The sequence below is a fragment of the Massilia norwichensis genome (genome assembly GCF_024753245.1).
Classification (GTDB): Bacteria; Pseudomonadota; Gammaproteobacteria; order Burkholderiales; family Burkholderiaceae_D; genus Telluria; species Telluria norwichensis.
Genome location: NZ_JANUGX010000027.1, coordinates 1 through 22,734 on the forward strand (window position 1 = coordinate 1; position 22,734 = coordinate 22,734).

A 22,734-nucleotide genomic window follows, 5' to 3' on the forward strand; every position below is an offset into this window, starting at 1 on the left:
GTTTCGCGCTTGTCGTCAACTTCTTTATTGCGTCGTGCCTTTCGGACACGTCTCGATGAAACTGCCGCAACTGCTTGAATCGGCGTCGTTTTCAACGAGGGAAAACATCATAACAAAGCCGGGAAAACCCTGCAAGGCCCGCCCGGCCACCGTGGAGCCGGAGCCGCGTACAATGCACCCTTTGCCGCTCCAAGCCAGATTCAAAAGCCATGACCATCCTGCTCTCCACCCTGAACGCCCGCTATACCCACGCTTCGCTGGGCCTGCGCTACCTGCTGGCCAACATGGGGGCGCTGCGGGAGCAGACCGTGCTGATGGAATTCGTCATCGGCGCGAAGACGACCGAGGTCGTGGAACGCCTGCTGGCGAAGAAACCGCGCATCGTCGGCTTTGGCGTCTATATATGGAACGTCGAAGAGACGACCAGGGTCGTCGCCATGCTCAAGCGCGTCGCGCCCGAGGTGACGGTGGTGCTGGGCGGTCCCGAGGTCTCCTACGAGACGGACAAACAGGAAATCGTCCGCCTGGCCGACTACACGGTCACCGGCTGGGGCGACGTGTCCTTCCCCAAGCTGTGCGGCGAGATCCTGCACGGTCCGAAGCCGCTGATGAAGGTCCACGCCGGCGTCCAGCCGCCGATGGCCGACATCGCCCTGCCCTACGCTCTATATAGTGAAGAGGACATCGCCCACCGCACGATTTACGTGGAAGCCTCGCGCGGCTGCCCGTTCAAGTGCGAGTTCTGCCTGTCTTCGCTGGACAAGACTGCCTGGCCCTTCAACCTCGATGCCTTCCTGGCCGAGATGGAAGCCTTGTACCAGCGCGGCGCGCGCCTGTTCAAGTTCGTCGACCGGACCTTCAACCTGAACGTCAAGACCAGCCAGCGCATCATGCAGTTCTTCCTCGATAAGCTGGCGGCCGCACCAAACGACCCGGTGTACGCCCACTTCGAACTGGTCCCGGACCACCTGCCGGAAGCGCTGAAAGCCACGATCGCGCAGTTCCCGCCGGGCGCCCTGCAGTTCGAAATCGGCATCCAGAGCTTCAACCCGGAGGTGCAGACCCTGGTCAGCCGGCGCCAGGACAATGCCAAGGCGGCGGACAACATCCGCTGGCTGCACGCGCATTCGCACGCCCACCTGCACGTCGACCTGATCGCCGGCCTGCCGGGCGAAGACGTCGCCAGCTTCGCGCGCGGCTTCGACCACCTGGTGTCGCTCGGCCCGCACGAGATCCAGTTCGGCATCCTGAAGCGCCTGCGCGGCACGCCGATCATCCGCCACACCGAACCCTTCGGCATGGTGTTCGATCCGTATCCGCCTTATACCGTGCTGGCCACCGACCGCATCGACTTCGCCACCATGCAGCGCCTGGTGCGCTTTGCCCGCTACTGGGACCTGGTCGCCAATTCCGGCCGCTTCGCCCACACCGTCAATACGCTGCTGGGTGAGGCGCCGTTCGCCAACTTCATGGCGTTCTCGGACTGGATGTACACCCGCACCGACGCCACCCACCGCATCGCCCTCGACCGTCTGGCCAAACTGGTGCAGGAATGGCTGCAGTTGCGTGGGATGAGCGAAGAGGCGGCGAAGGCGCTGCTGGCCAGCGACTACGCCGGTAACGTCGACAAGGCATCCAGCAAGCCGAAAGGCGAACAGAAACAGGCCGCGCCGGAGCGCCAGGTCCGCCACCTGGCCGCGTAAACGCGCGCCTGCGCCGGTACGCTAACGCCGCGCGTGTGGCAGCTAGTACGAATCTCTTTTACACTGCCGTAATGCGGATTGAAAATGCGCCAACATTAACTATCGAACATCCGGAAGCCGGTACGGAGCAATCCGTGGTGGCGCGCGGCGTATGGCAGGTGCATGCGCTGTCCAAGCGCGGCGCGCTCAAGAGCATCAACAAGACCCTGGCCGGGCTGGCGGACAAGCCCTCGCTGGCCTGGGACCTGTCGGAAGTGGCCAGCCTGGACCACATCGGCGCGCAGATGTTCTGGAGCGCCTGGGGCAAGAAGCGCCCCGGCAAGCTGACCCTCGATCCGAAACAGGAAGAGCTGTTCGCGCGTATCGAGGAAGCCAGCCAGATCGACCTGCCGCGCGTGCGTACCAGTCCCTTCAACTGGATCATCAAGCTGGGCGCGGGCGTGCTGTCCTTCTTCGAGCACATGAAGGCGGTCGTGGTCCTGATCGGCCAGGTGGTGCAGGACATCGGCCGCTTCATCCGCCATCCGATGTCGGGACCGTGGCGGGAAATCTCGGCCAACATCTATCACTCCGGCTTCCAGGCGCTGGGCATCACGGCCCTGGTGGGCTTCCTGATCGGGATCGTGCTCTCCTATCTGTCGGCGCAGCAGCTGCGCATGTTCGGCGGCGACATCTACCTGGTCAACATCCTCGGCATGGCCATCATCCGCGAACTCGGTCCGCTGCTAGCGGCAATCCTGGTGGCCGGCCGCTCCGGTTCCTCGATCACCGCGCAGCTGGGGGTGATGCGGGTGACCGAGGAACTCGATGCGATGCTGGTGATGGGCATCTCGCACGGCTACCGCCTGATCATGCCGAAGGTGCTCGCGCTGGCGATCGCGATGCCGCTGCTGGTGGTCTGGACCGACAGCATGGCCCTGCTGGGCGGGATGCTGGCGGCGAAGTTCGAACTGAACCTGTCGCTGCGCTACTTCATCCAGAAGCTGCCGTCGGCGGTGCCCTTCGTGAACTACATGATCGGCCTGGGCAAGGGCATCGTGTTCGGCATGCTGATCGCCATGACCGCCTGCCATTTCGGCCTGCGCATCAAGCCGAACACCGAGAGCCTGGGCCGGCTCACCACTACCTCGGTGGTCACCGCGATCACCGTCGTCATCATGGCCAACGCCGTGTTTGCGATCGTCTTTTCCAGCGTGGGGTTCGACTGATGCAAGAACAGAAACCGCAAACGCTGAACCTCAAGCCGGACGAAAAGGTCGGACCGCCGGTGGTCCAGATCCGCAATCTCTGGACCCGCTTCGGCCGCACCGTGGTGCACCAGGACCTGAGTCTGGACATCTACGCCGGCGAGATCCTGTCCATCGTCGGCGGGTCCGGCACCGGCAAGACCGTGCTGCTGCGCCAGATGCTGGGCCTGGAACGGCCGTCGAGCGGATCGGTGACGGTGTTCGGCGAGGACGTCAGCAGCGCCAGCCCGGAGCAGTTGCAGCGCATGCGCAACCACTGGGGCATGCTCTTCCAGCAGGGCGCCCTGTACTCGGCGCTGACGGTGTTCGACAACATCGCCCTGCCGCTGCGCGAACTGCGCGCGCTGCCCGAAGACGTGATCCGCGACGCCGTGCTGCTGAAGATGAACATGGTGGGCCTGGGGCCGGGCGACGCCAACAAGATGCCGTCCGACCTGTCGGGCGGGATGATCAAGCGCGCCGCGCTGGCGCGCGCCCTCGCGCTCGAACCCCAGCTATTGTTCCTGGACGAGCCCACCGCCGGCCTGGATCCGGACCTGTCGGACACCTTCGTCGAGTTGATCCAGACCCTGCACAACGAGCTCAAACTCACGGTGGTGATGGTCACGCACGACCTCGACACGCTGTTCGCGCTGTCGTCGCGCATCGCGGTGCTGGCCGAGAAGCACGTGCTGGCGGTCGGCCCCGCGTGCGACGTGCTGCGTGTGGAGCACCCCTTCATCAAACACTTTTTCCTCGGCCCGCGCGGCCAGCGTGCGCTGGAAGTGCTGGAAGAACGCTACGCAGGAAAGGAATCGGAACACTGACATGGAAAACAGATCGTATGCCCTGATGACGGGCTTCTTCACGGTCGCGCTGCTGGTGGCGGCCATCCTGGTCGGCCTGTGGCTCAATCGCGACCGCACCGAGATGCATCCCTACGAGATCGTCACCACCCAGACCATCCCCGGCCTGAATCCGCAAGCCACGGTGCGCTATCGCGGCCTCGAGGTCGGGCGCGTCGACGACATCGTGTTCGACCCGCGCGTCACCGGCCAGATCATGATCAAGCTGTCGATCGCCGAAGGTGCGCCGGTCACCACCACCACCTTCGCCTCGCTCGGCTACCAGGGCGTGACCGGCATCGCCTTCATCCAGCTGGACGACGACCGCACCGGTTCGCCGCTGCTGGCGAGCAGCAAGGAGCGCGTGGCGCGCATCCCGCTGCGCCCCGGCCTGCTGGACCAGCTGGAAAAGCGCGGCCTGTCCATCCTCGAAAAGACCGAGCAGATCACCAACAGCCTGAACAAGATCGTCAGCGAGGAGAACGCCAACAAGATCACGGGCGCGGTCGACAACATCAGCAAGGCGGCGCAGGCCTTCGGCGAGATCCCGCAACAGCTGCAGCCGACCCTGGCGCGGATGCCAGCCCTGACCGACAAGCTCGATCGCACCATGACTTCGGTGAACGAACTGTCGAACAGCGCCACCAGCGCGGCGCGTAATTACGACCGCCTGGCCACCAGCCTGCAGGCGCCGGGCGGACCGATCGACCGCGCCGCCGGTGCCGTCGCCTCGCTGGAAGGCGTGACCACCCAGCTCGAGATGCGCACGCTGCCGCACTTCGTCGAGATGACCGACGAGGCGCGGGTGTCGCTGCGCGCCGTGCGCCGCACCGTGGACAAGCTCGGCGACCGTCCGCAAAGCATCCTGTTCGGCGGACCCAAGCCCCAACCCGGCCCCGGCGAGCCCGGCTTCGTCGCGCCGACCAAATGAACCATGAGGAAACCGTGATCTTGACACCGCACCGCCTCATCGCCGTCCTCGCAGCCGGCACCCTGCTGCTGGCAGGCTGCGCTTCGCAGAAGGGCGAGCCGACCACCCAGTTCGACTTCGGCCCGGCCACACCGATGGCCAGCGCGCCGGCCACGCCGATGGCACTCGGCGCGATCGTCGTCAGCGACGCCACCGGCTCGGGGGCGCTGGACAACGAACGCATGCTGTACCGCCTGAGCTATGCCGACGCCCTGCAGGCGCGCGCCTATGCCAACAGCCGCTGGACCGCGACCCCGCTGCAGATGCTGACCCAGCGCCTCAGGACCCGCATCGCGCAAGCGGGCGCCAAGGTGCTGACCGAAAACGACATCTCGACCGGCACCCCGATCATGCGCATCGACGTCGACGAATTCAGCCACAACTTCAGCGGCGTGGCCCAGAGCGAAGGCCTGGTCACGCTGCGCGCCTCGGTATTCCAGGGGCACATGCTGGTCGACCAGCGCAGCTTCACCCGCAGCACCCCGGCCGGCAGCGCGGATGCGGCCGGCGGCGCGCGTGCGCTGGCAGCCAGTACCGACGCCATCGCCGCCGACATCGTGGCCTGGCTCGGCAGCCTGAACCTGAAGCGCCAATGACCGTATCGGAAGACGAGGCGAGGCCGCGCGCATCGCCGGTGTCGCGTGCCGCCCTGCTGGCCTACCTGCTGCTGATCGTGTATGCGAGCTGGTTCCCGTTCTCGGGCTGGCGCAGCAGCGGGCTGTCGCCCTTCGCCTTCCTGAACCTGCAGCCGCAGCGCTACTGGACCGGCTTCGACGTGATGGTCAACATCGTCGGCTACATGCCGCTCGGCGTGCTGATGGTGCTGGCCCTGCATCCGCTGGTGCGTGGCGTGTGGGCGGTGCTGGTGGCCGCCGTGGGCGGCCTGCTGGTGTCTGGCACCATGGAAGTGGTGCAGAACTACCTGCCCAGCCGCGTGCCCTCGAACCTCGACCTGCTGACGAATGCCGGCGGCTGCCTGGCCGGCGCCATCCTCGGCCTGTTCTTCGCTCCGCTGCTGCTCGACCAGAGCCGCCTGCAGCGCCTGCGCCAGCGCTGGTTCGCGGCCCACGCCAGCCAGGGCCTGGTGCTGGTGGCACTGTGGCCGCTGGCCCAGGTCTACCCGCAGGGCTACCTGTTCGGCAATGGCCAGATCCTGCCGCTGCTGTCGGAATGGCTGTCCGAATGGCTCGATACCGACATCGACCTGGTCACGCTGATCCGCGGCGGCGCCGGCATGACGGTCGAGCAGTACTGGCTGTCGGAGATCGTGATCACGGCCTGCGGCATGACCGGCGCCGCCCTGACCCTGCTGTGCCTGGCCCGCCGCGCTGCGCCGCGCCTGGGACTGATGCTGGCCCTGGTCTTTACAGGCGTGCTGGTGAAGACCCTGGCCAGCTCGCTGTTCTTCTCGCCCGATAACGCCCTCACCTGGATCACGCCCGGCGCCCAGGGCGGCTTCCTGATCGGCCTGATGATGCTGGCCGGCCTGGCTTTCGCGCCCCAGGTCGCGCAGCGCCGGCTGGCGGTGGTGACCCTGGTGCTGTCCCTGATCGTCGTGAACACGATCCCGGCCAACCCGTATTTCGTCGCCACGCTGCAGGCCTGGCAGCAGGGTAAATTCCTGAACTTCAACGGCGCGGCCCAGTTCCTGGGCATGGCCTGGCCGTTTTTGGCACTCTGGTTCCTGCTGCTGCCCTCGCACCGCCTGAACCGCCAGTGATAAGCGCGTATCATTAGCGAAAACCTTATCCATCGAGAGCGACATGAGCGACATGAGCGACGACAAACCCTTTTACGAACACCACGTGTTCTTCTGCATGAACGTGCGCGAAGGCGAAGGCTGCCGCCCCAGCTGCGGCAAGCACGGCGCTGAAACCGCCCAGAAGCACGCCAAGAAACGCATCAAGGAACTCGGCCTGAACGGCCAGGGCAAGGTGCGCATCAACCAGTCCGGCTGCCTGGACCGCTGCGAGGAGGGCCCGGTGGTCGTGGTCTACCCGCAGGGCACCTGGTACACCTACGTGGACACCTCGGACATCGACGAGATCATCGACCGCCACCTGCTCAAGGGCGAAGTGGTCGAGCGCCTGAAAATCTGATTCGCTTTCGTACCTGATGAACAAGCATTCGCAAAAGTTTTACCTGACCGGCCACGCCGGCAAGATGGAGTGCCAGCTGGACGAGCCGGAGGGAGCACCGCGCGGCATCGCCCTGGTCGCCCACCCGCATCCGCTGTACGGCGGCACCATGGAAAACAAGGTCGCGCAGACCCTGGCGCGCGCCTTCGTCGGCCTGGGCTACGTGACGGCCCGCTTCAATTTCCGCGGCGTCGGCGAGTCCGAGGGCACGTATGACGACGGCCGCGGCGAGGTCGACGACATGCAGGTCATGTACGAGCACATGACCTCCGAGTATCCAGGGCTGCCGGTCGCACTGACCGGCTTCTCGTTCGGCACCTTCGTCCAGGCCCAGCTGCAGCAGCGCCTGGAAGCCCAGGGCCGCCCGGCCGAGCGCCTGGTGCTGGTCGGCACCGCGGCCGGCAAATGGCCGATGCCGCCGGTCCCCGCGGACACCATCCTGATCCACGGCGAGCTTGACGATACGATCCTGCTTTCGCAGGTATTCGACTGGGCGCGCCCGCTCGACATCCCCGTCACCGTGATCCCGGGCGCCGACCATTTCTTCCATCGCAAGCTCGTGCACATTAAAAATCTTGTCGCGCAAATGTGGCGGCGTGACATTTGAGGCGATCACTGGCCTATAATGGTCCGTCTTTGTTTTAGGCAATGCTTACAGGCATTGCCTATGCGTCATCGTCCCTTCTGATTTCCTCTTGCTTCCATGAAAAAGTTAATCGCGGCTCTCGCCGCCAGTGCCCTCCTGATGTCGGCCGCCAACGCGCAGCAAGTGCCGGCCCCGCAAATCGCCGCCCGTTCCTGGACTCTGCTGGATGCCACCAGCGGCCAGATCATCGCTTCGCAAGATGCGGACATGCGCATCGAGCCGGCTTCGCTCACCAAGGTCATGACCGCCTACGTGGTTTTCGGCGCCCTGCGTGACAAGAAGATCGCGCTGGACCAGAAGGTCAACGTCTCGGTCCGCGCCTGGAAGGTCGACGGCAGCAGCTCGAAGATGTTCATCGACCCGGCCACTCCGGTCTCGATCAACGACCTGCTGTACGGCCTGATGGTCCAGTCGGGCAACGACGCGGCCGTCGCGCTGGCCGAAGCGGTCGCCGGCGATGAAGGCACCTTCGTCCACCTGATGAACGAACAGGCCCAGCGCATGGGCATGAAAAACACCCGCTTCGCCAACCCGCACGGCCTGCCCAGCCCGGACAACTTCTCGACCGCGCGCGACCTGTCGATCCTGGCCACGCACGTGATCAAGGACTTCCCCGAGTTCTACAAGATCGACTCGGTCAAGGAATTCACCTATAACAAGATCAAGCAGCAGAACCGCAACCGCCTGCTGTGGCTGGACCCGACCGTGGACGGCATGAAGACCGGCCACACCGAAGCCTCGGGCTACAGCATGATCGCCTCGGCCCGCCGTCCGAACGGCCCGGCCGGCGAGCGCCGCCTGATCTCGGTGCTGTCCGGCGCCAACTCGGACGGTACCCGTACCGCCGAAAGCCAGAAGCTGCTGAACTGGGGCTTCCAGAACTTCGACACCGTCCGCCTGTACGCCAAGGGCCAGGCGATCGCCACCCCGGAAGTATGGAAGGGTTCGAAGTCGACCGTGAAGATCGGCTTCCCGAACGACGTGCTGGTGACCGTGCCGAAAGGCGTGGCGCAGAAGATGAAGCCGGTCCTCGAGCGCAAGGACCCGCTGGTCGCGCCGCTGGCCCTGAACGGCCGCGTCGGCACCCTGAAGATGATGGTCGACGGGAAGCCGCTGCTGGCGCTGCCGGTGGTGTCGCTGGAAGAAGTGTCGGAAGCTTCGATCTTCGGCCGCGCATGGGACTCGATGCGCTTGATGATGAAGTAATACGTAGGGTGGGCACACCGTGCCCACCATGCGTCGGCAATCAGCAATAATTGGTGGGCACAGGGGTGCCCACCCTACGTTTACAAGGACGACTAACCATGACCCACGCCCTCCCCCGCGACCTGCACTGCCCCCGCATCGCCACCCGCGCGAACGGACTCGAACTGTCCCGCATCGTCGCCGGCATGTGGCGCATGGTCGACTGGAGCATGACGGTCGAGCAGCGCGTCGCCCTGATCGAGCAGTGCGTCGCGATGGGCGTGACCTCCTTCGACCATGCCGACATCTACGGCAATTACGGCGTCGAAGGCCTGTTCGGCGAAGCCCTGCGCGCCCAGCCCTCGCTGCGCGACCGGATCCAGCTGGTCAGCAAGTGCGGCATCAAGCTGCTGTCGAACAAGCGTCCCGAGCACAAGATCCAGCACTACGACACCACGGCCGCGCACATCGTCGCCTCCGCCGAGGAGTCGCTGCGCCAGCTGCACACCGACCGCCTCGACCTGCTGCTGATCCACCGCCCGGATCCGCTGATGGACTTCGACGAGATCGCCGAAGCCTTCACGCGCCTCAAGCAGGCCGGCAAGGTACTGCACGTGGGCGTGTCGAATTTCAGCCGCCACCAGTTCGAGGTGCTGAACCGCCGCTTCGAACTGGCCACCAACCAGGTCGAGTTCTCGCCGCTGCACGTGGCGCCGATGTTCGACGAGACCTTCGACGGCCTGCAGGACCTGGGCGTCGCGCCGATGATCTGGTCGCCCCTGGCCGGCGGCCGCCTGTTCACCTCCAACGACGCCAACGCCGAAAACCTGCGCCTGGTGGTCAAGGAAATCGCCGACCGCCTGCACCAGCCTTTCGCCAGCGTGATCTTCGCCTGGATCATGCAGCTGCCGTCGAACCCGATCCCGCTGACCGGCAGCGGCCGCATCGAGGCGATCGCGGTGGCGGTGGCCGGCACCACCTTCAAGCTGTCGCGCACCGACTGGTTCGCGATCCTGCGCGCGGCACGCGGCCACGAAGTCGCATGACGATCCCCATCGTCGAGGGCCGCGCCCTCAATGCGCAGCAGAAGAAGGACCTGCTGAACCGCCTGGCGCGGGTCGAAGGCCAGCTGCGCGGCGTGCAGAAGCTGATCGCGCTGGCCGACGCGCCTTCCGATTGCGACGCCGTGGCCCAGCAGATGGCGGCGGCGCGCAAGGCGCTCGACCGCTCCTTCGTGCAGCTGCTCACGACCAGCATCGTCAACCAGACCGGGAATGCGGCCGATCTGGACGAGGCCAAAAAAAGCGCCGCTCATCTGGCGGCGCTGCTCGATAAATTCGCGTAGGGTGGGCTCCCCGAGCCCACGCAGCGAACCTCAATCCTCATACACTTTCGGGGGCGCCACCCCGCGCCAGCCACCCTGCCACGCAATATTCAGCAGCAGGGTCGCGCTGATATACAGCACGAAGAACAGCGCAAAGAAACGCGTCTGCAACAGCGCCAACAGCACCAAACCGACGACCAGCGCGACCAGCATCCCCTTCGACTTCGGCTGCTTCGAGCTCGGGAAGCGGATCGTCGACACCATCAGCGCGCCCACCGCCACCATCAGCAGCATCACCAGGAAAGCGCGGCCCATCTCGGTGGCGATCACCGGATCGGGCCAGGCCACGACCACCGAGGCCACGCAAGCCGCGCCGGCGGTGATCGGCATGCCGACGAAGTAGCGCGGGTCGGTCCGGCCCACCATCACATTGAAGCGCGCCAGGCGCAGCGCGCCGCAGGCCACGAACACGAAGCAGGCCAGGCCGCCCATGCGCACCAAGGTCGGGTGGTCGGCGCCCATCTGCGCGAAGCCGTAGCAGTACAGCAGCAGGCCCGGCGCGCAGCCGAAGTTCATCACGTCGGCGATCGAATCGAGCTGCACGCCGAAGTCCGATTGGGTGTTGGTGGCGCGGGCAACAAAGCCGTCGAGGGCGTCGAAGATACCCGCCAGCACCAGCAGGATGGCGGCCAGACGGTAGTCGTCAGGGTTGCCCACCGGGGCGTTATCGACCGAGATGACGATGCTGCCAAAGCCGCAGGCGATCGACAACAGGGTCACGAAACTGGGCAGGGCGAACTTGGCGCGCGCGAGGCGCTGCTGGCGGTTAGGCTTCAAATTAACAGCTCAATAAAAGGAAAGAATGGCTTATTTTACATGGACTTACGTGCGAAACCGATTTATCGCAGCGCGTCGTCATGAATCGCGGAATTAGCCTAGAATGGGAGCTCTTTGACCCCGGTATTGACGGAAGTTGGGAGTATGACATGATGAGTAAAACGCATCCTGCAAAGAACCTGATCGCTGCCTGCATCGCCGCCATCGCGCTGGCAGCCTGCGGCGGTTCGGACAGCGACGGCACGAGCGGCAACAGCGGCTCGAGCGGCGCCACGTCGACCGGGTTCTCGGGGCAGGACGCCTCGGCACCGGTCCTGACCAACAGCGTCGCCACCGATGGTTTCAATTGGATCAACTACCGGCGCACCCAGGCCGGCGTTGGCGCGCTGACGCGCAACAACCTGCTCGACCGTTCGTCGCAGGCGCACTCGGACTACCAGCGCCTGAACAACACGGTCACCCACGACGAGCAGGCGAATAAACCCGGCTTCACCGGCGCCACGGTGGAAGACCGCGTGCAGGCCGCCGGCTATAAGCTGGTGCGCAACTACGCCTCGGGCGAGATCATCGCCGCGACCACCAACAACACCGGCTTCTACATGGCCGAGCAACTGGTCACCGCGATCTACCACCGCTTCGTGATGTTCGAGCCGCTGTTCAAGGACATGGGCGCGGGCGCGGCCAGCACCTCGGCCAACTACGTGTACTTCACGACGAATCTCGGCGCAACCAACGGCTACAGCCCAGGGCTGCCCAGCCATAACATCGTGTCCTGGCCCTTCGACGGCCAGACCGGCGTCGAGACCACCTTTGCAAGCAATTACGAAGAACCGGATCCGGTCCCGGACATCAACGAAGTCGGCTATCCGATCAGCGTGCATGCCAACCTGACCGAGACCATCGCCGTGCAAAGCTTCACGGTGCGCGCGCGCGGCGGCGCCGACCTCAGGACACGCCTGCTGGTGAAAGGCCAGGACGCCAACACGACCATGGCCTCGGTGGCCGCCATCGTGCCGCTGGCACCGCTGGCTGCACGCACGACCTACGACGTGAGCTTCACCGGCACCGTGGGCGGTGCGGCGGTCAGCAAGACCTGGTCGTTCACGACGAAATGAGCGCCATCAACCGCGCGGACGGGATCGCCCGCCTGATGGGCGACGCCGACCTGTTCGCGCGCGTGCTGGCGCGCTTTCGCAAGGACTATCTGCATGCCGCCGCCCGCATCCGCGAGGCGCTGGCGGCCGGCGATACCGAACTGGCGCTACGCCTGGCGCACACGCTCAAGGGCGCGTCCGGGATGATCGAGGCGGTACCGCTGCGCGAGGCGGCGCAGGCGCTGGAGCAGGCTTTGCGCCGCGGCGAAGCGCATCTTGCGCCGCGTGTCGCGCGGCTGGAGCATGCGCTCGACCGGGTACTGCGCGAACTGGGCGGGACGGAGGACGTGGCGCCGCTGGAACAGGCGGCGTTGGCGGAGAGCCACGGCGATGCGCATGAAAACCTCAGCGCACGCCTGCGCATCCTGCTCGAAGACGGCAACGGCGACGCAGTCGACCTGGTGCGGGAAGCCGCGGCAGGCTTGACGAGGGAATTGGGAGAAGAACGCTACCGCCGGATCGCGGCAGCGGTCGAGATCTTCGACTTCGAAGGCGCGCTGGCCACGCTCGGCGCGTGATCAGCGCGTGAATTCGGCTTCTTCGTCGAAGGCGTCGGAACAGGATTTGCCGCAGAACCGGCGCACGCTGTCCAAGGGTTTGTCGCAGTACCAGCACGCGCCCTTCGGCGGCAGGCTGAGACGCGTCGGCACCGGCCGGGTGCCGGCATCGATCGCCGCAGCGACGAGCGGCTCGACGGCCAGGCTCTTTTCCGGAAGACTTTCCTGTATCGTTTCCAAGGTCACCCCCTTACCGGCAGCACTTCAGTAACGCAAAGATTACTTTAGTGGAACACCGTGTGCATGAGAAAGCGCAAGCGCGGCTTGTCCATTGCATGCTGATGCGCACCGAAGTCGACTTTCAGTGTGCGCCGATTGCGCTAGCTCCGCAATGGCGTGCTCACGACAGTCTTGGTGACGCAACAGGTACGGTACTCTCCGACGTCATCGAAGCGAACGGTGCCGGACTTCTAGCTGCAAGAAATGATAGCAGTATTGTCAACAGCGGCTTGGGGCCTTTCAATCGTGCGCGCCCCACGTCTCTGATTTGCGACGGGCTGGTTCAGCGTGCCGGTTCCACGGTCACGACCAGCGCGCCGGGAACGGTATCGAGGCGGGTCGGCACGAACTGCGTGCCGGCGTAGCGCAGGTCTTCCATGCGGAAGCTGTAGATGGCGACGTCGCGCACCAGCTGGTTCATGAGGACGTCCGCCGCGCGGCCGAGATCCCTGGCGCGGGCGCTGTCCATGCCCTGGATGTCGAAGCGGTCGACGTGGGCATCGGCCATGAACACGCCGCTGCGCGCGGCGTCCACGTACAGGTGGCCGGACAGGGTCATGGTGCCGGCCCAGGACTGGCGTAGGAAAGGCGGCGACACCGACACGTCCATCGTCAGCGCCACGCGGTCGCTGTCCGCCAGGATCGCCAGTTGCGGGCGGGTGAGCTGGACGTCGAACAGTTCGAGCAGGCGATTACGCAGCGGGAAGCGGCGCTCCAGGCCGGCCTGCAGCTTGGCCTGCGAAATCTCGACGCGGCGCGGTCCGGACAGGCTCGCGCAGGAAGCCAGCAACGCGCCGGCGGCCAGCGCTGCCGCCGTCAATCCGAAACGCCGCCTCGTGATTCCCTTGTCCATGCCCGCCTCGCCTTTGCACTGTTCAGATGGGCGAAGCGTAGCACATCCTCTTATAAACCCATTCCACCGGAGGCTTCGATGCGCTGCCCGGTGATCCAGCCGCTGCCCTCGGCCAGCAGGCTGGCGGCGGCGCCGCCGATGTCGTCCGGCAGGCCGGCGCGGCCCAGTGCCGTCTGCGCCGCAACCCAGGCGTTCAGGCTGGCGTCATCACGCACCCGGCCGCCGCCGAAATCGGTGGCAATCGCGCCGGGCGCCAGCGTGTTCACGGCGATGCGGCGTGCGGCCAGCTCGCGCGCCAGATAGCGGGTCAGGACCTCGACGCCCCCCTTGGCCGCCGCATACGCCCCGGCGCCCGCCACCGTGAAGCGGGTCAGGCCGCTGGAGATGTTCAGGATGCGCCCGCCATCGTTCAGGCGCGGCACCAGGGCCTGGGTCAGGAACAGCGCCGATTTCAGGTGGATCGCGATCATGCCGTCGAACTGCGCTTCGGTCAGCTCCATCAGCGGCACTTGCAGGCCGCTGCCGGCATTGTTGACGAGGATGTCGAAGCGTTCGCGGCCCCAAGCGGCCAAAGTCATATCGACCTGCTGCGCGAAGCCGGCGAAGGCCGTGGTGTCGGCCACGTCCAGTTGGAACGCGGCGGCACGGCGGCCCAGCGCCTCGATCGCGGCCACGGCTTCCTGTGCCGCGGCCTCGTTCTGCTGGTAAGTCAGGATGATGTCGGCGCCGTCGCGCGCCAGGTGCAAGGCCATGCTGCGCCCCAGGCCGCGGCTGCCACCGGTGACGATCGCAATACGGTTCGTGGTGTTGGTGTTCATGTCAGGCCCCTTTCGTTAGAGGAGTCCAGTGTATTCTTCGGCCTGGCTGTAATAAACCTGCCAAAACCGAATTGACTTTGCAGGATTTACGAAGAATTATGGGAGCATGAAAGAACTCGATACCATCCAGGTGTTCCTGAAAGTGGCCGAACTCGAAAGCTTCAGCGGCGCCGCCCGCCAGCTTGGCCTGCCGAATGCGACCGTGTCCGCGGCCGTGCGCCAGCTCGAACAGCAGCTCGGCACGCGCCTGCTGCAGCGAACCACGCGCCGGGTGCAGATGACGCAGGAGGGCGAAGCCTTCCATGCGCGCAGCCGCGAGGTGCTGGATGAAGTCGAGGCCCTACGCGGCATGTTCCGTGGCGGGCAGGATGTTTTACGTGGCCGTCTGCGGGTCGACATGTCGGTGGCCCTGGCCAGCGAACTGGTGCTGCCGCGCCTCGGCGAATTCATGGCCATGCACCCGCAGCTGGCGATCGACCTCGGCACCGCCGACCGCCGCGTCGACCTGATCCGCGAAGGCTACGATTGCGTGCTGCGTGCCGGTGTACTGACCGATTCGTCTCTGGTCGCGCGGCCGCTGGGCAGCTACCGCGTGGCCAACTGCGCCAGCCCGGCCTACCTCGAACAATACGGCACGCCGCAGCGGCTCGAAGACCTGGCCCACCATCGCCTGATCCACTACGACGCCCAGCTCGGCGGCAGCGCCGCGGCCTGGGAGTGGTTCGACGGCGAACACACGCATTACGCGCCGGTCGGCAGCATGCTGACGGTGAACGGCACCGCGTCCTATAAAGCCGCCTGCCTGGCTGGCCTGGGCATCATCCAGGTGCCGCGCGCCGGCCTGCGCGAACTGATCGAGGCCGGCAAGCTGGTCGAGGTGATGGAGGACTACCGGCCGGCGCCGATGCCGGTGGCCTTCGTGTATCCGACCCGCAGGCACGTGCCGGCGCGGGCGGTGGCGTTCATGGACTGGGTGGCGGGGCTGTTGAAGCCCTACCTCCAATAACGCCCTCCCCGCGGACGCGGGGATCAGGTTATTTTCCGATACAGAAGCGGCTGAAGATCACCCCCAGCAAATCATCCGGCGTGAACTGCCCGGTAATGCTGGACAGCTGGTCCTGCGCCAACCGCAGCTCCTCCGCGAACAGATCCAGCGACTGATCGTCCTGCGCCGCGTGCGCCGCCGCCATATCGAGGTGCTCGCGCGCCGCGCGCAGCGCGATCAGGTGACGCTCGCGCGCCAGATACAGCGACTCGCCGGTCTGCTGCCAACCGGCGATGCGCAGCAGTTCCGCGCGCAGCAGCTCGATGCCGATCTTTTCGTGCGCCGACAGGTAGATGTGGGTCGCATCCGCGCTCACATCGAGCGAAGGCTTGTGGCCCGACAGGTCGATCTTGTTCCAGATGCGCACGACCGGCACGCCCGGCGGGAAGGCGGCGACGATCTCTTCGTCGGCCTTGGCCGGGCCCAGATTCGCGTCGAGCAGGTGCAGGATCACGTCGGCCTTGCCGACTTCGCCCCAGGTGCGCTCGATGCCGATGCGCTCGACCACGTCGACGCCCTCGTCCAGCGCGCGGATGCCGGCGGTGTCGATGATGTTCAGCGGGATGCCCTCGACCTGGATGGTCTCGCTGACCTTGTCGCGCGTGGTGCCGGCGATCGGCGTGACGATGGCGACGTCCGAGCCGGCCAGCGCGTTCAGCAGCGAAGATTTACCGACGTTCGGCTGGCCGACCAGCACCACGTTCAGGCCTTCACGCAGCAGCGCGCCCTGCGCCGCCTGGCTGAACACCTTGTTCAAGGCGTCGACGATGCCGGCCAGCTGACCGCGCGCGTTGGATTTTTCGAGGAAGTCGATTTCCTCTTCCGGGAAGTCCAGGGTGGCCTCGACCAGCATGCGCAGGTTGATCGTCTTGTCGACCAGTTCGTGCACGACCTTCGAGAAGGCGCCCGACAGCGATTGCGAAGCCGACTTCGCGGCCGCTTCGGTGGAAGCGTCGATCAGGTCGGCCACGGCCTCGGCCTGGGCCAGGTCCAGCTTGTCGTTCAAAAAAGCGCGGCGGGTGAACTCGCCCGGCTCGGCCAGGCGCAGGCCAAAGTCCGCCCCGGCTTCCAGCACGCGCGCCAGCAGCATGCGCAGCACCACCGGGCCGCCGTGGCCCTGCAGTTCCAGCACGTCCTCGCCGGTATAGGAATGCGGGCCCTTGAAGTACAGGGCCAGGCCTTCGTCGATGACGCTGCCGGCGGCGTCCTTGAACGGGATGTAGGTGGCGTGCCGCAGTGCCAGCGTCGTGCCGGGGAACAGGGCGTCGATCAGCGGCGCCAGCGATTTGCCGGACGCGCGCACGACGCCGATGCCGCCGCGGCCGGGGGCGGTGGCGATGGCGGCGATGGGGGAGGTGTCTAGTTTCATAAAGGTAGATTTTACCAACGTCGTCCACGCGCAGGCGGGGATCCAAGTTTTTGCGGTCTGCCGCGAGCTTGGGTCCCCGCCTGCGCGGGGACGACGTATAAATCGCGGGGACGACGTATAAAAAAAGCCCGTGCAAGCACGGGCTCTCTTCAGCTCAGCGAAAAAACTTACTTCGCCGGCGCATACTTCTTGGTGATCACATACTGCTGCGCCATCGAGATCAGGTTGTTCACCACCCAGTACAGCACCAGGCCGGACGGGAAGAACACGAAGATGACCGAGAATGCCAGCGGCATGAACATCATCATCTTGGCCTGCATCGGATCGGCCGGCTGCGGGTTCAGCTTGGTGGTCACGAACATCGAGATCGCGTACAGGATCGGCAGGATGAAGTACGGGTCCGGGGCGGTCAGGTCGTGAATCCACAGGATCCACGGCGCGCCGCGCATCTCGACCGCGGCCTGCAGGGTCCAGTACAGCGCCAGGAACACCGGCATCTGGATCAGGATCGGCAGGCAGCCGCCCAGCGGGTTGATCTTCTCGGACTTGTACAGCTCCATGGTGGCCTGCTGCATCTTGACCGGGTCGGCCTTGTAGCGCTCGCGGATCGCCTGCATCTTCGGCGTCACGGTCTTCATCTTGGCCATGCTGCGGTAGCCGGCTGCGGACAGCGGGAAGAACAGCAGCTTGATCAGGATGGTGAAGGCAACGATGGTCCAGCCCCAGTTGCCGATGAAGCCGTGCAGCCAGTCCATGGTCGCGAAAATCGGCTTGGCGATGATGGCCGCCCAGGCGTAGTCGCGCACCAGGTCCAGGCCCGGCGTCACTTTTTCCAGCAGCTGCTGCACCTGCGGACCCGAATACAGGCGGGTCTCGTTCGACACGGTCGCACCCGGTGCCACGGTCCCCAGCGGCATCACGGTGCCGATGGCGAACAGGTTGTTACCCAGGCTCTTGACGTAGTTCTCGCGCTGCAGCTTCTCCGGCGGGACGAAGGCCGAGACGAAGAAGTGCTGCGAGATCGCGATCCAGCCGTCGCTGGCCTGCTTGGTGTACTCGGCCGAGCCCTTGGCGATCTTCTCGAAGGTCAGCTTCTCGTAGTGGTTCTGCGAGGTCCACAGGGTCGGGCCGGTGTAGCTGCTGTTGAAATAGTTGTCGCCTTCCGGCTTGTTGCCGTCGTGCTGCAGCTGCAGGTACAGGCTCGGTGCGACCGGTGCGGTACCGATGTTGGTCACGTCGTGACGCACGCCGATCACGTAGTCGCCCTGGCGGAAGGTGAAGGTCTTGGTCAGGCGCACGCCGCCCTGCTCCGCTTCGAGCACGAGCTGGGTCTGGTTACCGTTGGTCACCAGCGGCTTCGCCACGAACGGGGTGTTGTGGTTCGGCAGGGTGCCGGTCGCGGCCGGGGTCAGGCCGGTCTGCGCCAGGTAGAGGCGGCCCTTGGCCGAGTCGACGTGGAACAGCAGCTGGTTCTTGGTGTTGTCGACCTTGTCGCGGTACTTCAGCAGTTCCAGGCGTTTGATGACGCCGCCGGCGGTGTCGATGTCGGCCTTGTAGACGTCGGTCGTGATGGTGATGACCTGGGTCTGGATCGGCGCCGGGGCTGCGGCGGCACCGTCGGCGGGTGCCCCGCCCGGGACCGAGCCCGGGGTGGCGCTTGGCGCCGGCAGATCGTTTACCTTCGGCTGTGCGGCCGGCGCAGTGGCGACCTTGGCGGGCGGCTGCGGCGAGAACATCGACTGCTTGCCGTTGGCCACCATCCAGTCGTTCCAGAGGACGACCAGCGAGACGGCGAACACGATCCACAGGATGGTACGTTTATTGATTTCCATTGGGTCTAATTCAGGAATGGTTGCAACCGCAAGCGGTTGTTGGGGGTGGCACAGGGTCGTTGCCGCCGGCGTTCCAGGGATGGCAGCGGCACACGCGGCGCACGGCCAGCCAGCCACCGCGCGCGGCGCCATGCACCCGCACTGCTTCGATCGCGTAATTGGAACAGCTCGGAAAGAAACGGCAGCTCGGCCCGAACATCGGGGAAACCAGCAACTGGTAACCGCGCAACAGCCAGACGAGCAGCCGTTTCATGATGGCTGCTGTCCAGGATGGTCCGGTGCACCAGGGGCCGCCGGCGCGGGCGCCGGCTTGCGCGGCCGCGGCGCCTGCGACGCGAACAGGCGCGCCAGCTCGGCATGCAGCAGCGTCTTCAGGGCGGTATTCGTGGCCGGACCGCTCTTGGCATTGACCGGCCGCGCCAGGCGCACGATGCAGTCGATGCCGGGAAGCGGCGTGGTGCGGAACAGTTCGCGCGTGATGCGCTTGATGGTGTTGCGCGTCACCGCACGCGGTGCGAAACGTTTGGCCGCAACGACGCCCAGCCGCGCATGCGGCAGCTCGTTCGGTCGGGTGTAGAGCACGAAGTGCGCGGTTTTTTGTGCCGGGCGCAAACGAAAAACGGATGAAAACTCATCCGTTTTTACGATACGCCGAACGCGCGCGAAGTCGTGCGAACCTTCGCCTGTCATTGCTTGAGCGCGGTCGACAGGGGCCTGTCCGGGCTTAGACAGCCAGACGCTTGCGGCCCTTGGCGCGGCGTGCGTTCAGGACTTGACGGCCACCACGGGTAGCCATACGTGCGCGGAAGCCGTGCGTGCGCTTACGACGGACGACGGAAGGTTGGTAAGTACGTTTCATGGTGGTCTCGCTTAAAGCAAATAGAATGCAAAATCGGAGCCGGCAACTCAGGTGCCGGCATTACGCCAATGACATTTCGCAGTTGTTAAGCCAGCGTCACGCCTCAGCAAAGCTTGTTCGCCCATGTGCTGAGTGCCTGAGTTGGCAATGCGTGTGGGCGGGGAACCCTGAATTAGACAGCATTTTCGGTCGAGCTGTCAAGAAAGCTGTTGCACTGCAGCGCCAGTCTGGACCGCAGGCCGCGTGGTTGCTCATGTGCATCACGCTGTTGAGATTCGGTGGAAAAAACCCGCTTCGCCTGTGGATAACTTCCGAGAAGACAGTTAAAATAGAGTGTTACGCTTTAACTTGGTCGATGTATGGAAAACTTTTGGCAAGCCTGTTCCTCGCAACTGGAACTCGAGCTGACGCCGCAGCAATATACCGCGTGGATTAAACCACTGGTCGCCCTCGACTATGAGGACGGCAAGCTGCGCATCGCGGCGCCTAACCGCTTCAAGCTCGACTGGGTCAAGTCGCAATTCGCAAATCGCATCACCGCCCTCGCCTCCGAATTCTGGGAGCGCCCGGTGGAGGTGCAGTTCGTGCTCGACCCGAGGAATCTGCCGAAGAAGCCGGACGCGGTCAGCAATCGCCAGCCGACCACTTCGACCGCCGAAATGGCGTCGGGCGCGCTCGGCATCAATGCCGCCGCCGACAACACCGTGCCGGCCACGCCGGTGGTCACGCCGGACAACGTCATCGCCAATAATCCGCGCCGCGAACAAAGCCGCGTCAATCCGGAACTCACCTTCGAGAACTTCGTGACCGGTAAGGCCAACCAGCTGGCGCGCGCCGCCGCGATCCAGGTGGCGAACAACCCGGGCGTCTCCTACAACCCGCTGTTCTTCTACGGCGGCGTCGGCCTCGGTAAGACCCACTTGATCCACGCGATCGGCAACCAGGTCATGAAGGACCAGCCGGGCGCGCGCATCCGCTACATCCACGCCGAGCAGTACGTGCGCGACGTCGTGACGGCGTATCAGCGCAAGGGCTTCGACGATTTCAAGCATTACTACCACTCGCTGGACATGCTGCTGATCGACGATATTCAGTTTTTCGGCGGCAAGAGCCGTACGCAGGAAGAGTTCTTCTATGCCTTCGAAGCACTGATCGCCGCCAAGAAGCAGATCATCATCACCTCGGACACCTATCCGAAAGAGATCACCGGCATGGACGACCGCCTGATCTCGCGCTTCGACTCCGGCCTGACGGTGGCGATCGAGCCGCCGGAGCTGGAAATGCGCGTGGCGATCCTGATGAAGAAGGCGGAATCGGAAGGCGTGGTGCTGAACGACGACGTCGCCTTCTTCGTCGCCAAGCACCTGCGCTCCAACGTGCGCGAGCTGGAAGGCGCACTGCGCAAGATCCTGGCCTACTCCCGCTTCCACGGCAAGGAGATCACCATCGACGTGGTCAAGGAAGCGCTGAAGGACTTGCTGTCGGTGCAGAACCGCCAGATCTCGGTGGAAAACATCCAGAAGACGGTCGCCGATTTCTTCAACATCAAGGTCGCGGACATGTACTCGAAGCGCCGCCCGGCCAACATCGCGCGGCCGCGCCAGATCGCGATGTATCTGGCTAAAGAGCTGACGCAGAAGAGCCTGCCGGAAATCGGCGAGCTGTTCGGCGGCCGCGACCACACCACCGTGCTGCACGCGGTGCGCAAGATCGCGCAGGACCGCCAGAAGAATGCCGAGTGCAATCACGAGCTACACGTGCTGGAACAAACGCTGAAAGGCTAAGAGCACCTGATAAAACCTCCATGGCGGCGTTGCATTGTCTCGCCGTACTAGCGTACTGTCTTCGACAATGCGCCTTGCCCTGAAGCTTTTATCAGGCGCTCTGAGGTTGGTTTAGTGATTTCTGGCAAAATATTGCAGAGACAACATTTTTACCTGATAAAAAACTGAGGGATATTTATGCAACTGGTCAAATCCACCCGAGACACGCTTCTCCGGCCACTGCAGATCGTGAGTGGTATTGTCGAGCGTCGGCACACCATGCCGATTCTGGCCAATATCCTCATCCGCAAGAATGGCGAGAGCGTTTCTTTCCTGTCGACCGACACCGAGGTGCAGATCACGACCCTGGCCAATATCGGCTCGGGTCCTGAAGAAACCGGCACCACGGTCGCCGCGCGCAAGCTGCTCGACATCCTGCGCGCCCTGCCGGAATCGGGCGACGTCACCATGACGCTGCTGAACAAGCGCCTGACCGTCCAGAGCGGCAAGTCGCGCTTCGCCCTGCAGACCCTGGCGGCCGAAGAGTTTCCGACCGTCTCGGTGGCCGACAGCTACAACGCCTCGGTCACCCTGCCGCAGAAGACGCTGAAGCACCTGTTCAACATGGTGCACTTCGCGATGGCCCAGCAGGACATCCGCTACTACCTGAACGGCCTGCTGCTGGTTCTGGACGGTAACAACGTGATCGCGGTCGCCACCGACGGCCACCGCCTCGCTTTCGCCCAGGTGAAAGCCGAGCAGACCTTCGAGCGCCAGGAAGTCATCATCCCGCGCAAGACCATCCTCGAACTGCAGCGCCTGCTGGAAGAAAGCGACGAAACTGTCCGCCTGGACATCGCCGCCTCGCAGGTGAAACTGACCTTCGCCGACATCGAACTGGTGTCGAAGCTGGTCGAGGGCAAGTTCCCGGACTACACCCGCGTGATTCCGAAGGGTTACAAGAACGACTTCACGATTAGCCGCGAAGAACTGCTGCGTTCGCTGCAGCGCGCTGCGATCATGACCAGCGATAAGTTCAAGGGCGTGCGCTGCCTGATCGCCCCGGGCTCGATGAAGATCAGCTCGACCAACGCCGACCAGGAAGAAGCGGTCGAAGAACTCGAAATCGACTATGGCGGCGATGCGATCGACATCGGTTTCAACGTCACCTACCTGCTGGACGTGCTGAACAACCTGAAGTGCGACCAGGTGAACATCTCGCTGGGCGATTCGAATTCGTCGGCGCTGATTTCGATTCCGGAAAATGGCGACTTTAAATACGTCGTCATGCCGATGCGTATTTAAAAAACGCGCAATCGCCCATATATGGTCTTGTTGGGCGAAACCGCGGACCCCGGGTCCGCGGTCTGATTTACACGTTATTTGAGAAA

25 protein-coding genes are annotated in these 22,734 nt (G+C 64.6%); 16 read left to right on the forward strand and 9 right to left on the reverse strand.

Annotation, left to right across the window (positions count from 1 at the left end; all coding sequences use genetic code 11):
- Positions 1-209 precede the first annotated feature (209 nt).
- From NX782_RS19790 to NX782_RS19840, 11 genes are all read left to right on the forward strand, one after another.
- The gene (locus NX782_RS19790) at positions 210-1,703 is read left to right on the forward strand and encodes a B12-binding domain-containing radical SAM protein (RefSeq protein WP_258847206.1); all 1,494 of its coding nucleotides are present in this window, start codon (positions 210-212) and stop codon (positions 1,701-1,703) included.
- 71 nt (positions 1,704-1,774) lie between these two features.
- A complete protein-coding gene (locus tag NX782_RS19795; protein ID WP_258847207.1) occupies positions 1,775-2,911 on the forward strand; it encodes an MlaE family ABC transporter permease in 1,137 nt (378 codons plus the stop codon).
- Positions 2,911-3,756, forward strand: a complete 846-nt coding sequence (locus tag NX782_RS19800) for an ABC transporter ATP-binding protein (protein WP_258847208.1) — start codon at positions 2,911-2,913, stop codon at positions 3,754-3,756. Before NX782_RS19795 ends, NX782_RS19800 begins: the two co-directional genes overlap by 1 nt.
- Position 3,757: 1 nt before the next feature.
- A complete protein-coding gene (locus NX782_RS19805; RefSeq protein WP_258847209.1) occupies positions 3,758-4,705 on the forward strand; it encodes an MlaD family protein in 948 nt (315 codons plus the stop codon).
- On the forward strand, positions 4,702-5,340 hold the full coding sequence (locus tag NX782_RS19810) for an ABC-type transport auxiliary lipoprotein family protein (RefSeq protein WP_258847210.1): 639 nt from the start codon (positions 4,702-4,704) through the stop codon (positions 5,338-5,340). Before NX782_RS19805 ends, NX782_RS19810 begins: the two co-directional genes overlap by 4 nt.
- Complete coding sequence (locus tag NX782_RS19815; RefSeq protein ID WP_258847211.1) at positions 5,337-6,464, forward strand: VanZ family protein; 1,128 nt, start codon at positions 5,337-5,339, stop codon at positions 6,462-6,464. The genes NX782_RS19810 and NX782_RS19815 overlap by 4 nt, the downstream gene beginning before the upstream one ends.
- 52 nt (positions 6,465-6,516) lie before the next feature.
- Positions 6,517-6,843, forward strand: coding sequence for a (2Fe-2S) ferredoxin domain-containing protein (locus tag NX782_RS19820; RefSeq protein ID WP_047821142.1), 327 nt, complete (start codon positions 6,517-6,519; stop codon positions 6,841-6,843).
- Positions 6,844-6,859: 16 nt separating this feature from the next.
- On the forward strand, positions 6,860-7,489 hold the full coding sequence (locus NX782_RS19825; RefSeq protein ID WP_258847213.1) for an alpha/beta hydrolase: 630 nt from the start codon (positions 6,860-6,862) through the stop codon (positions 7,487-7,489).
- Positions 7,490-7,585: 96 nt separating this feature from the next.
- Complete coding sequence (locus NX782_RS19830; RefSeq protein ID WP_258847214.1) at positions 7,586-8,734, forward strand: D-alanyl-D-alanine carboxypeptidase family protein; 1,149 nt, start codon at positions 7,586-7,588, stop codon at positions 8,732-8,734.
- Between the two features lie 98 nt (positions 8,735-8,832).
- A complete protein-coding gene (locus NX782_RS19835) occupies positions 8,833-9,759 on the forward strand; it encodes an aldo/keto reductase (RefSeq protein ID WP_258847215.1) in 927 nt (308 codons plus the stop codon).
- Entirely contained in the window at positions 9,756-10,058 is a 303-nt protein-coding gene (locus NX782_RS19840; protein ID WP_258847216.1) for a metal-sensitive transcriptional regulator, read from the forward strand. Before NX782_RS19835 ends, NX782_RS19840 begins: the two co-directional genes overlap by 4 nt.
- Positions 10,059-10,088: 30 nt before the next feature.
- Here NX782_RS19840 and pssA read toward each other — a convergent pair whose 3' ends face one another.
- Positions 10,089-10,874 (reverse strand): CDP-diacylglycerol--serine O-phosphatidyltransferase, encoded by a 786-nt coding sequence (pssA, locus tag NX782_RS19845; RefSeq protein ID WP_258847217.1) that lies wholly within the window; start codon positions 10,872-10,874, stop codon positions 10,089-10,091.
- A gap of 149 nt (positions 10,875-11,023) precedes the next feature.
- Here pssA and NX782_RS19850 point away from each other — a divergent pair, with 149 nt between their 5' ends.
- Both NX782_RS19850 and NX782_RS19855 read left to right on the forward strand, forming a co-directional pair.
- Complete coding sequence (locus NX782_RS19850) at positions 11,024-11,989, forward strand: CAP domain-containing protein (protein WP_308633045.1); 966 nt, start codon at positions 11,024-11,026, stop codon at positions 11,987-11,989.
- The gene (locus NX782_RS19855) at positions 11,986-12,546 is read left to right on the forward strand and encodes an Hpt domain-containing protein (RefSeq protein WP_258847218.1); all 561 of its coding nucleotides are present in this window, start codon (positions 11,986-11,988) and stop codon (positions 12,544-12,546) included. The genes NX782_RS19850 and NX782_RS19855 overlap by 4 nt, the downstream gene beginning before the upstream one ends.
- Here NX782_RS19855 and NX782_RS19860 read toward each other — a convergent pair whose 3' ends face one another.
- The 3 genes from NX782_RS19860 to NX782_RS19870 all read right to left on the reverse strand — a co-directional run bounded on the left by NX782_RS19860 (position 12,547) and on the right by NX782_RS19870 (position 14,475).
- Positions 12,547-12,765: a hypothetical protein gene (locus NX782_RS19860; RefSeq protein WP_258847219.1), complete on the reverse strand. Its 219-nt coding sequence runs from the start codon at positions 12,763-12,765 to the stop codon at positions 12,547-12,549.
- 322 nt (positions 12,766-13,087) lie between these two features.
- On the reverse strand, positions 13,088-13,657 hold the full coding sequence (locus NX782_RS19865) for a DUF1439 domain-containing protein (RefSeq protein ID WP_258847220.1): 570 nt from the start codon (positions 13,655-13,657) through the stop codon (positions 13,088-13,090).
- 50 nt (positions 13,658-13,707) lie between these two features.
- A complete protein-coding gene (locus tag NX782_RS19870; protein ID WP_258847221.1) occupies positions 13,708-14,475 on the reverse strand; it encodes an SDR family NAD(P)-dependent oxidoreductase in 768 nt (255 codons plus the stop codon).
- A 106-nt stretch (positions 14,476-14,581) separates the two neighbouring features.
- Here NX782_RS19870 and NX782_RS19875 point away from each other — a divergent pair, with 106 nt between their 5' ends.
- Positions 14,582-15,481 carry a LysR family transcriptional regulator gene (locus NX782_RS19875; RefSeq protein WP_258847222.1) on the forward strand — a complete coding sequence of 300 codons (900 nt, stop codon included), beginning with the start codon at positions 14,582-14,584 and terminating at the stop codon, positions 15,479-15,481.
- Positions 15,482-15,509: 28 nt separating this feature from the next.
- Here NX782_RS19875 and mnmE read toward each other — a convergent pair whose 3' ends face one another.
- The 5 genes from mnmE to rpmH form a co-directional block, all read right to left on the reverse strand.
- Positions 15,510-16,889, reverse strand: coding sequence for a tRNA uridine-5-carboxymethylaminomethyl(34) synthesis GTPase MnmE (gene mnmE, locus NX782_RS19880; RefSeq protein WP_258847223.1), 1,380 nt, complete (start codon positions 16,887-16,889; stop codon positions 15,510-15,512).
- Between the two features lie 167 nt (positions 16,890-17,056).
- Positions 17,057-18,721 carry a membrane protein insertase YidC gene (gene yidC, locus NX782_RS19885; RefSeq protein WP_258847224.1) on the reverse strand — a complete coding sequence of 555 codons (1,665 nt, stop codon included), beginning with the start codon at positions 18,719-18,721 and terminating at the stop codon, positions 17,057-17,059.
- A 10-nt stretch (positions 18,722-18,731) separates the two neighbouring features.
- The gene (yidD, locus tag NX782_RS19890; protein WP_258847225.1) at positions 18,732-18,974 is read right to left on the reverse strand and encodes a membrane protein insertion efficiency factor YidD; all 243 of its coding nucleotides are present in this window, start codon (positions 18,972-18,974) and stop codon (positions 18,732-18,734) included.
- Positions 18,971-19,411 (reverse strand): ribonuclease P protein component, encoded by a 441-nt coding sequence (gene rnpA / locus NX782_RS19895; RefSeq protein ID WP_258847226.1) that lies wholly within the window; start codon positions 19,409-19,411, stop codon positions 18,971-18,973. The genes yidD and rnpA overlap by 4 nt, the downstream gene beginning before the upstream one ends.
- Before the next feature lie 34 nt (positions 19,412-19,445).
- Entirely contained in the window at positions 19,446-19,580 is a 135-nt protein-coding gene (gene rpmH / locus NX782_RS19900; protein ID WP_040378179.1) for a 50S ribosomal protein L34, read from the reverse strand.
- A 359-nt stretch (positions 19,581-19,939) separates the two neighbouring features.
- On the opposite strand from rpmH, the gene dnaA reads away from it, so the two are divergent.
- Positions 19,940-21,364 carry a chromosomal replication initiator protein DnaA gene (dnaA, locus tag NX782_RS19905; RefSeq protein ID WP_258847227.1) on the forward strand — a complete coding sequence of 475 codons (1,425 nt, stop codon included), beginning with the start codon at positions 19,940-19,942 and terminating at the stop codon, positions 21,362-21,364.
- 177 nt (positions 21,365-21,541) lie between these two features.
- Complete coding sequence (dnaN, locus tag NX782_RS19910) at positions 21,542-22,648, forward strand: DNA polymerase III subunit beta (RefSeq protein WP_258847228.1); 1,107 nt, start codon at positions 21,542-21,544, stop codon at positions 22,646-22,648.
- Positions 22,649-22,734: the final 86 nt, after the last annotated feature.

Coding starts and splice junctions, on each gene's coding strand:
- NX782_RS19855 (WP_258847218.1), top strand. CDS start 11,986: ATGAGCGCCATCAACCGCGCGGACGGGATCGCCCGCCTGATGGGCGAC.
- NX782_RS19830 (WP_258847214.1), top strand. CDS start 7,586: ATGAAAAAGTTAATCGCGGCTCTCGCCGCCAGTGCCCTCCTGATGTCG.
- NX782_RS19805 (WP_258847209.1), top strand. CDS start 3,758: ATGGAAAACAGATCGTATGCCCTGATGACGGGCTTCTTCACGGTCGCG.
- NX782_RS19795 (WP_258847207.1), top strand. CDS start 1,775: ATGCGGATTGAAAATGCGCCAACATTAACTATCGAACATCCGGAAGCC.
- rnpA (WP_258847226.1), bottom strand. CDS start 19,411: ATGACAGGCGAAGGTTCGCACGACTTCGCGCGCGTTCGGCGTATCGTA.
- NX782_RS19825 (WP_258847213.1), top strand. CDS start 6,860: ATGAACAAGCATTCGCAAAAGTTTTACCTGACCGGCCACGCCGGCAAG.
- NX782_RS19810 (WP_258847210.1), top strand. CDS start 4,702: ATGAACCATGAGGAAACCGTGATCTTGACACCGCACCGCCTCATCGCC.
- NX782_RS19865 (WP_258847220.1), bottom strand. CDS start 13,657: ATGGACAAGGGAATCACGAGGCGGCGTTTCGGATTGACGGCGGCAGCG.
- NX782_RS19850 (WP_308633045.1), top strand. CDS start 11,024: ATGATGAGTAAAACGCATCCTGCAAAGAACCTGATCGCTGCCTGCATC.
- NX782_RS19835 (WP_258847215.1), top strand. CDS start 8,833: ATGACCCACGCCCTCCCCCGCGACCTGCACTGCCCCCGCATCGCCACC.
- dnaN (WP_258847228.1), top strand. CDS start 21,542: ATGCAACTGGTCAAATCCACCCGAGACACGCTTCTCCGGCCACTGCAG.
- rpmH (WP_040378179.1), bottom strand. CDS start 19,580: ATGAAACGTACTTACCAACCTTCCGTCGTCCGTCGTAAGCGCACGCAC.
- mnmE (WP_258847223.1), bottom strand. CDS start 16,889: ATGAAACTAGACACCTCCCCCATCGCCGCCATCGCCACCGCCCCCGGC.
- dnaA (WP_258847227.1), top strand. CDS start 19,940: ATGGAAAACTTTTGGCAAGCCTGTTCCTCGCAACTGGAACTCGAGCTG.
- yidC (WP_258847224.1), bottom strand. CDS start 18,721: ATGGAAATCAATAAACGTACCATCCTGTGGATCGTGTTCGCCGTCTCG.
- NX782_RS19800 (WP_258847208.1), top strand. CDS start 2,911: ATGCAAGAACAGAAACCGCAAACGCTGAACCTCAAGCCGGACGAAAAG.
- NX782_RS19790 (WP_258847206.1), top strand. CDS start 210: ATGACCATCCTGCTCTCCACCCTGAACGCCCGCTATACCCACGCTTCG.
- NX782_RS19815 (WP_258847211.1), top strand. CDS start 5,337: ATGACCGTATCGGAAGACGAGGCGAGGCCGCGCGCATCGCCGGTGTCG.
- NX782_RS19875 (WP_258847222.1), top strand. CDS start 14,582: ATGAAAGAACTCGATACCATCCAGGTGTTCCTGAAAGTGGCCGAACTC.
- NX782_RS19870 (WP_258847221.1), bottom strand. CDS start 14,475: ATGAACACCAACACCACGAACCGTATTGCGATCGTCACCGGTGGCAGC.
- NX782_RS19840 (WP_258847216.1), top strand. CDS start 9,756: ATGACGATCCCCATCGTCGAGGGCCGCGCCCTCAATGCGCAGCAGAAG.
- yidD (WP_258847225.1), bottom strand. CDS start 18,974: ATGAAACGGCTGCTCGTCTGGCTGTTGCGCGGTTACCAGTTGCTGGTT.
- NX782_RS19820 (WP_047821142.1), top strand. CDS start 6,517: ATGAGCGACGACAAACCCTTTTACGAACACCACGTGTTCTTCTGCATG.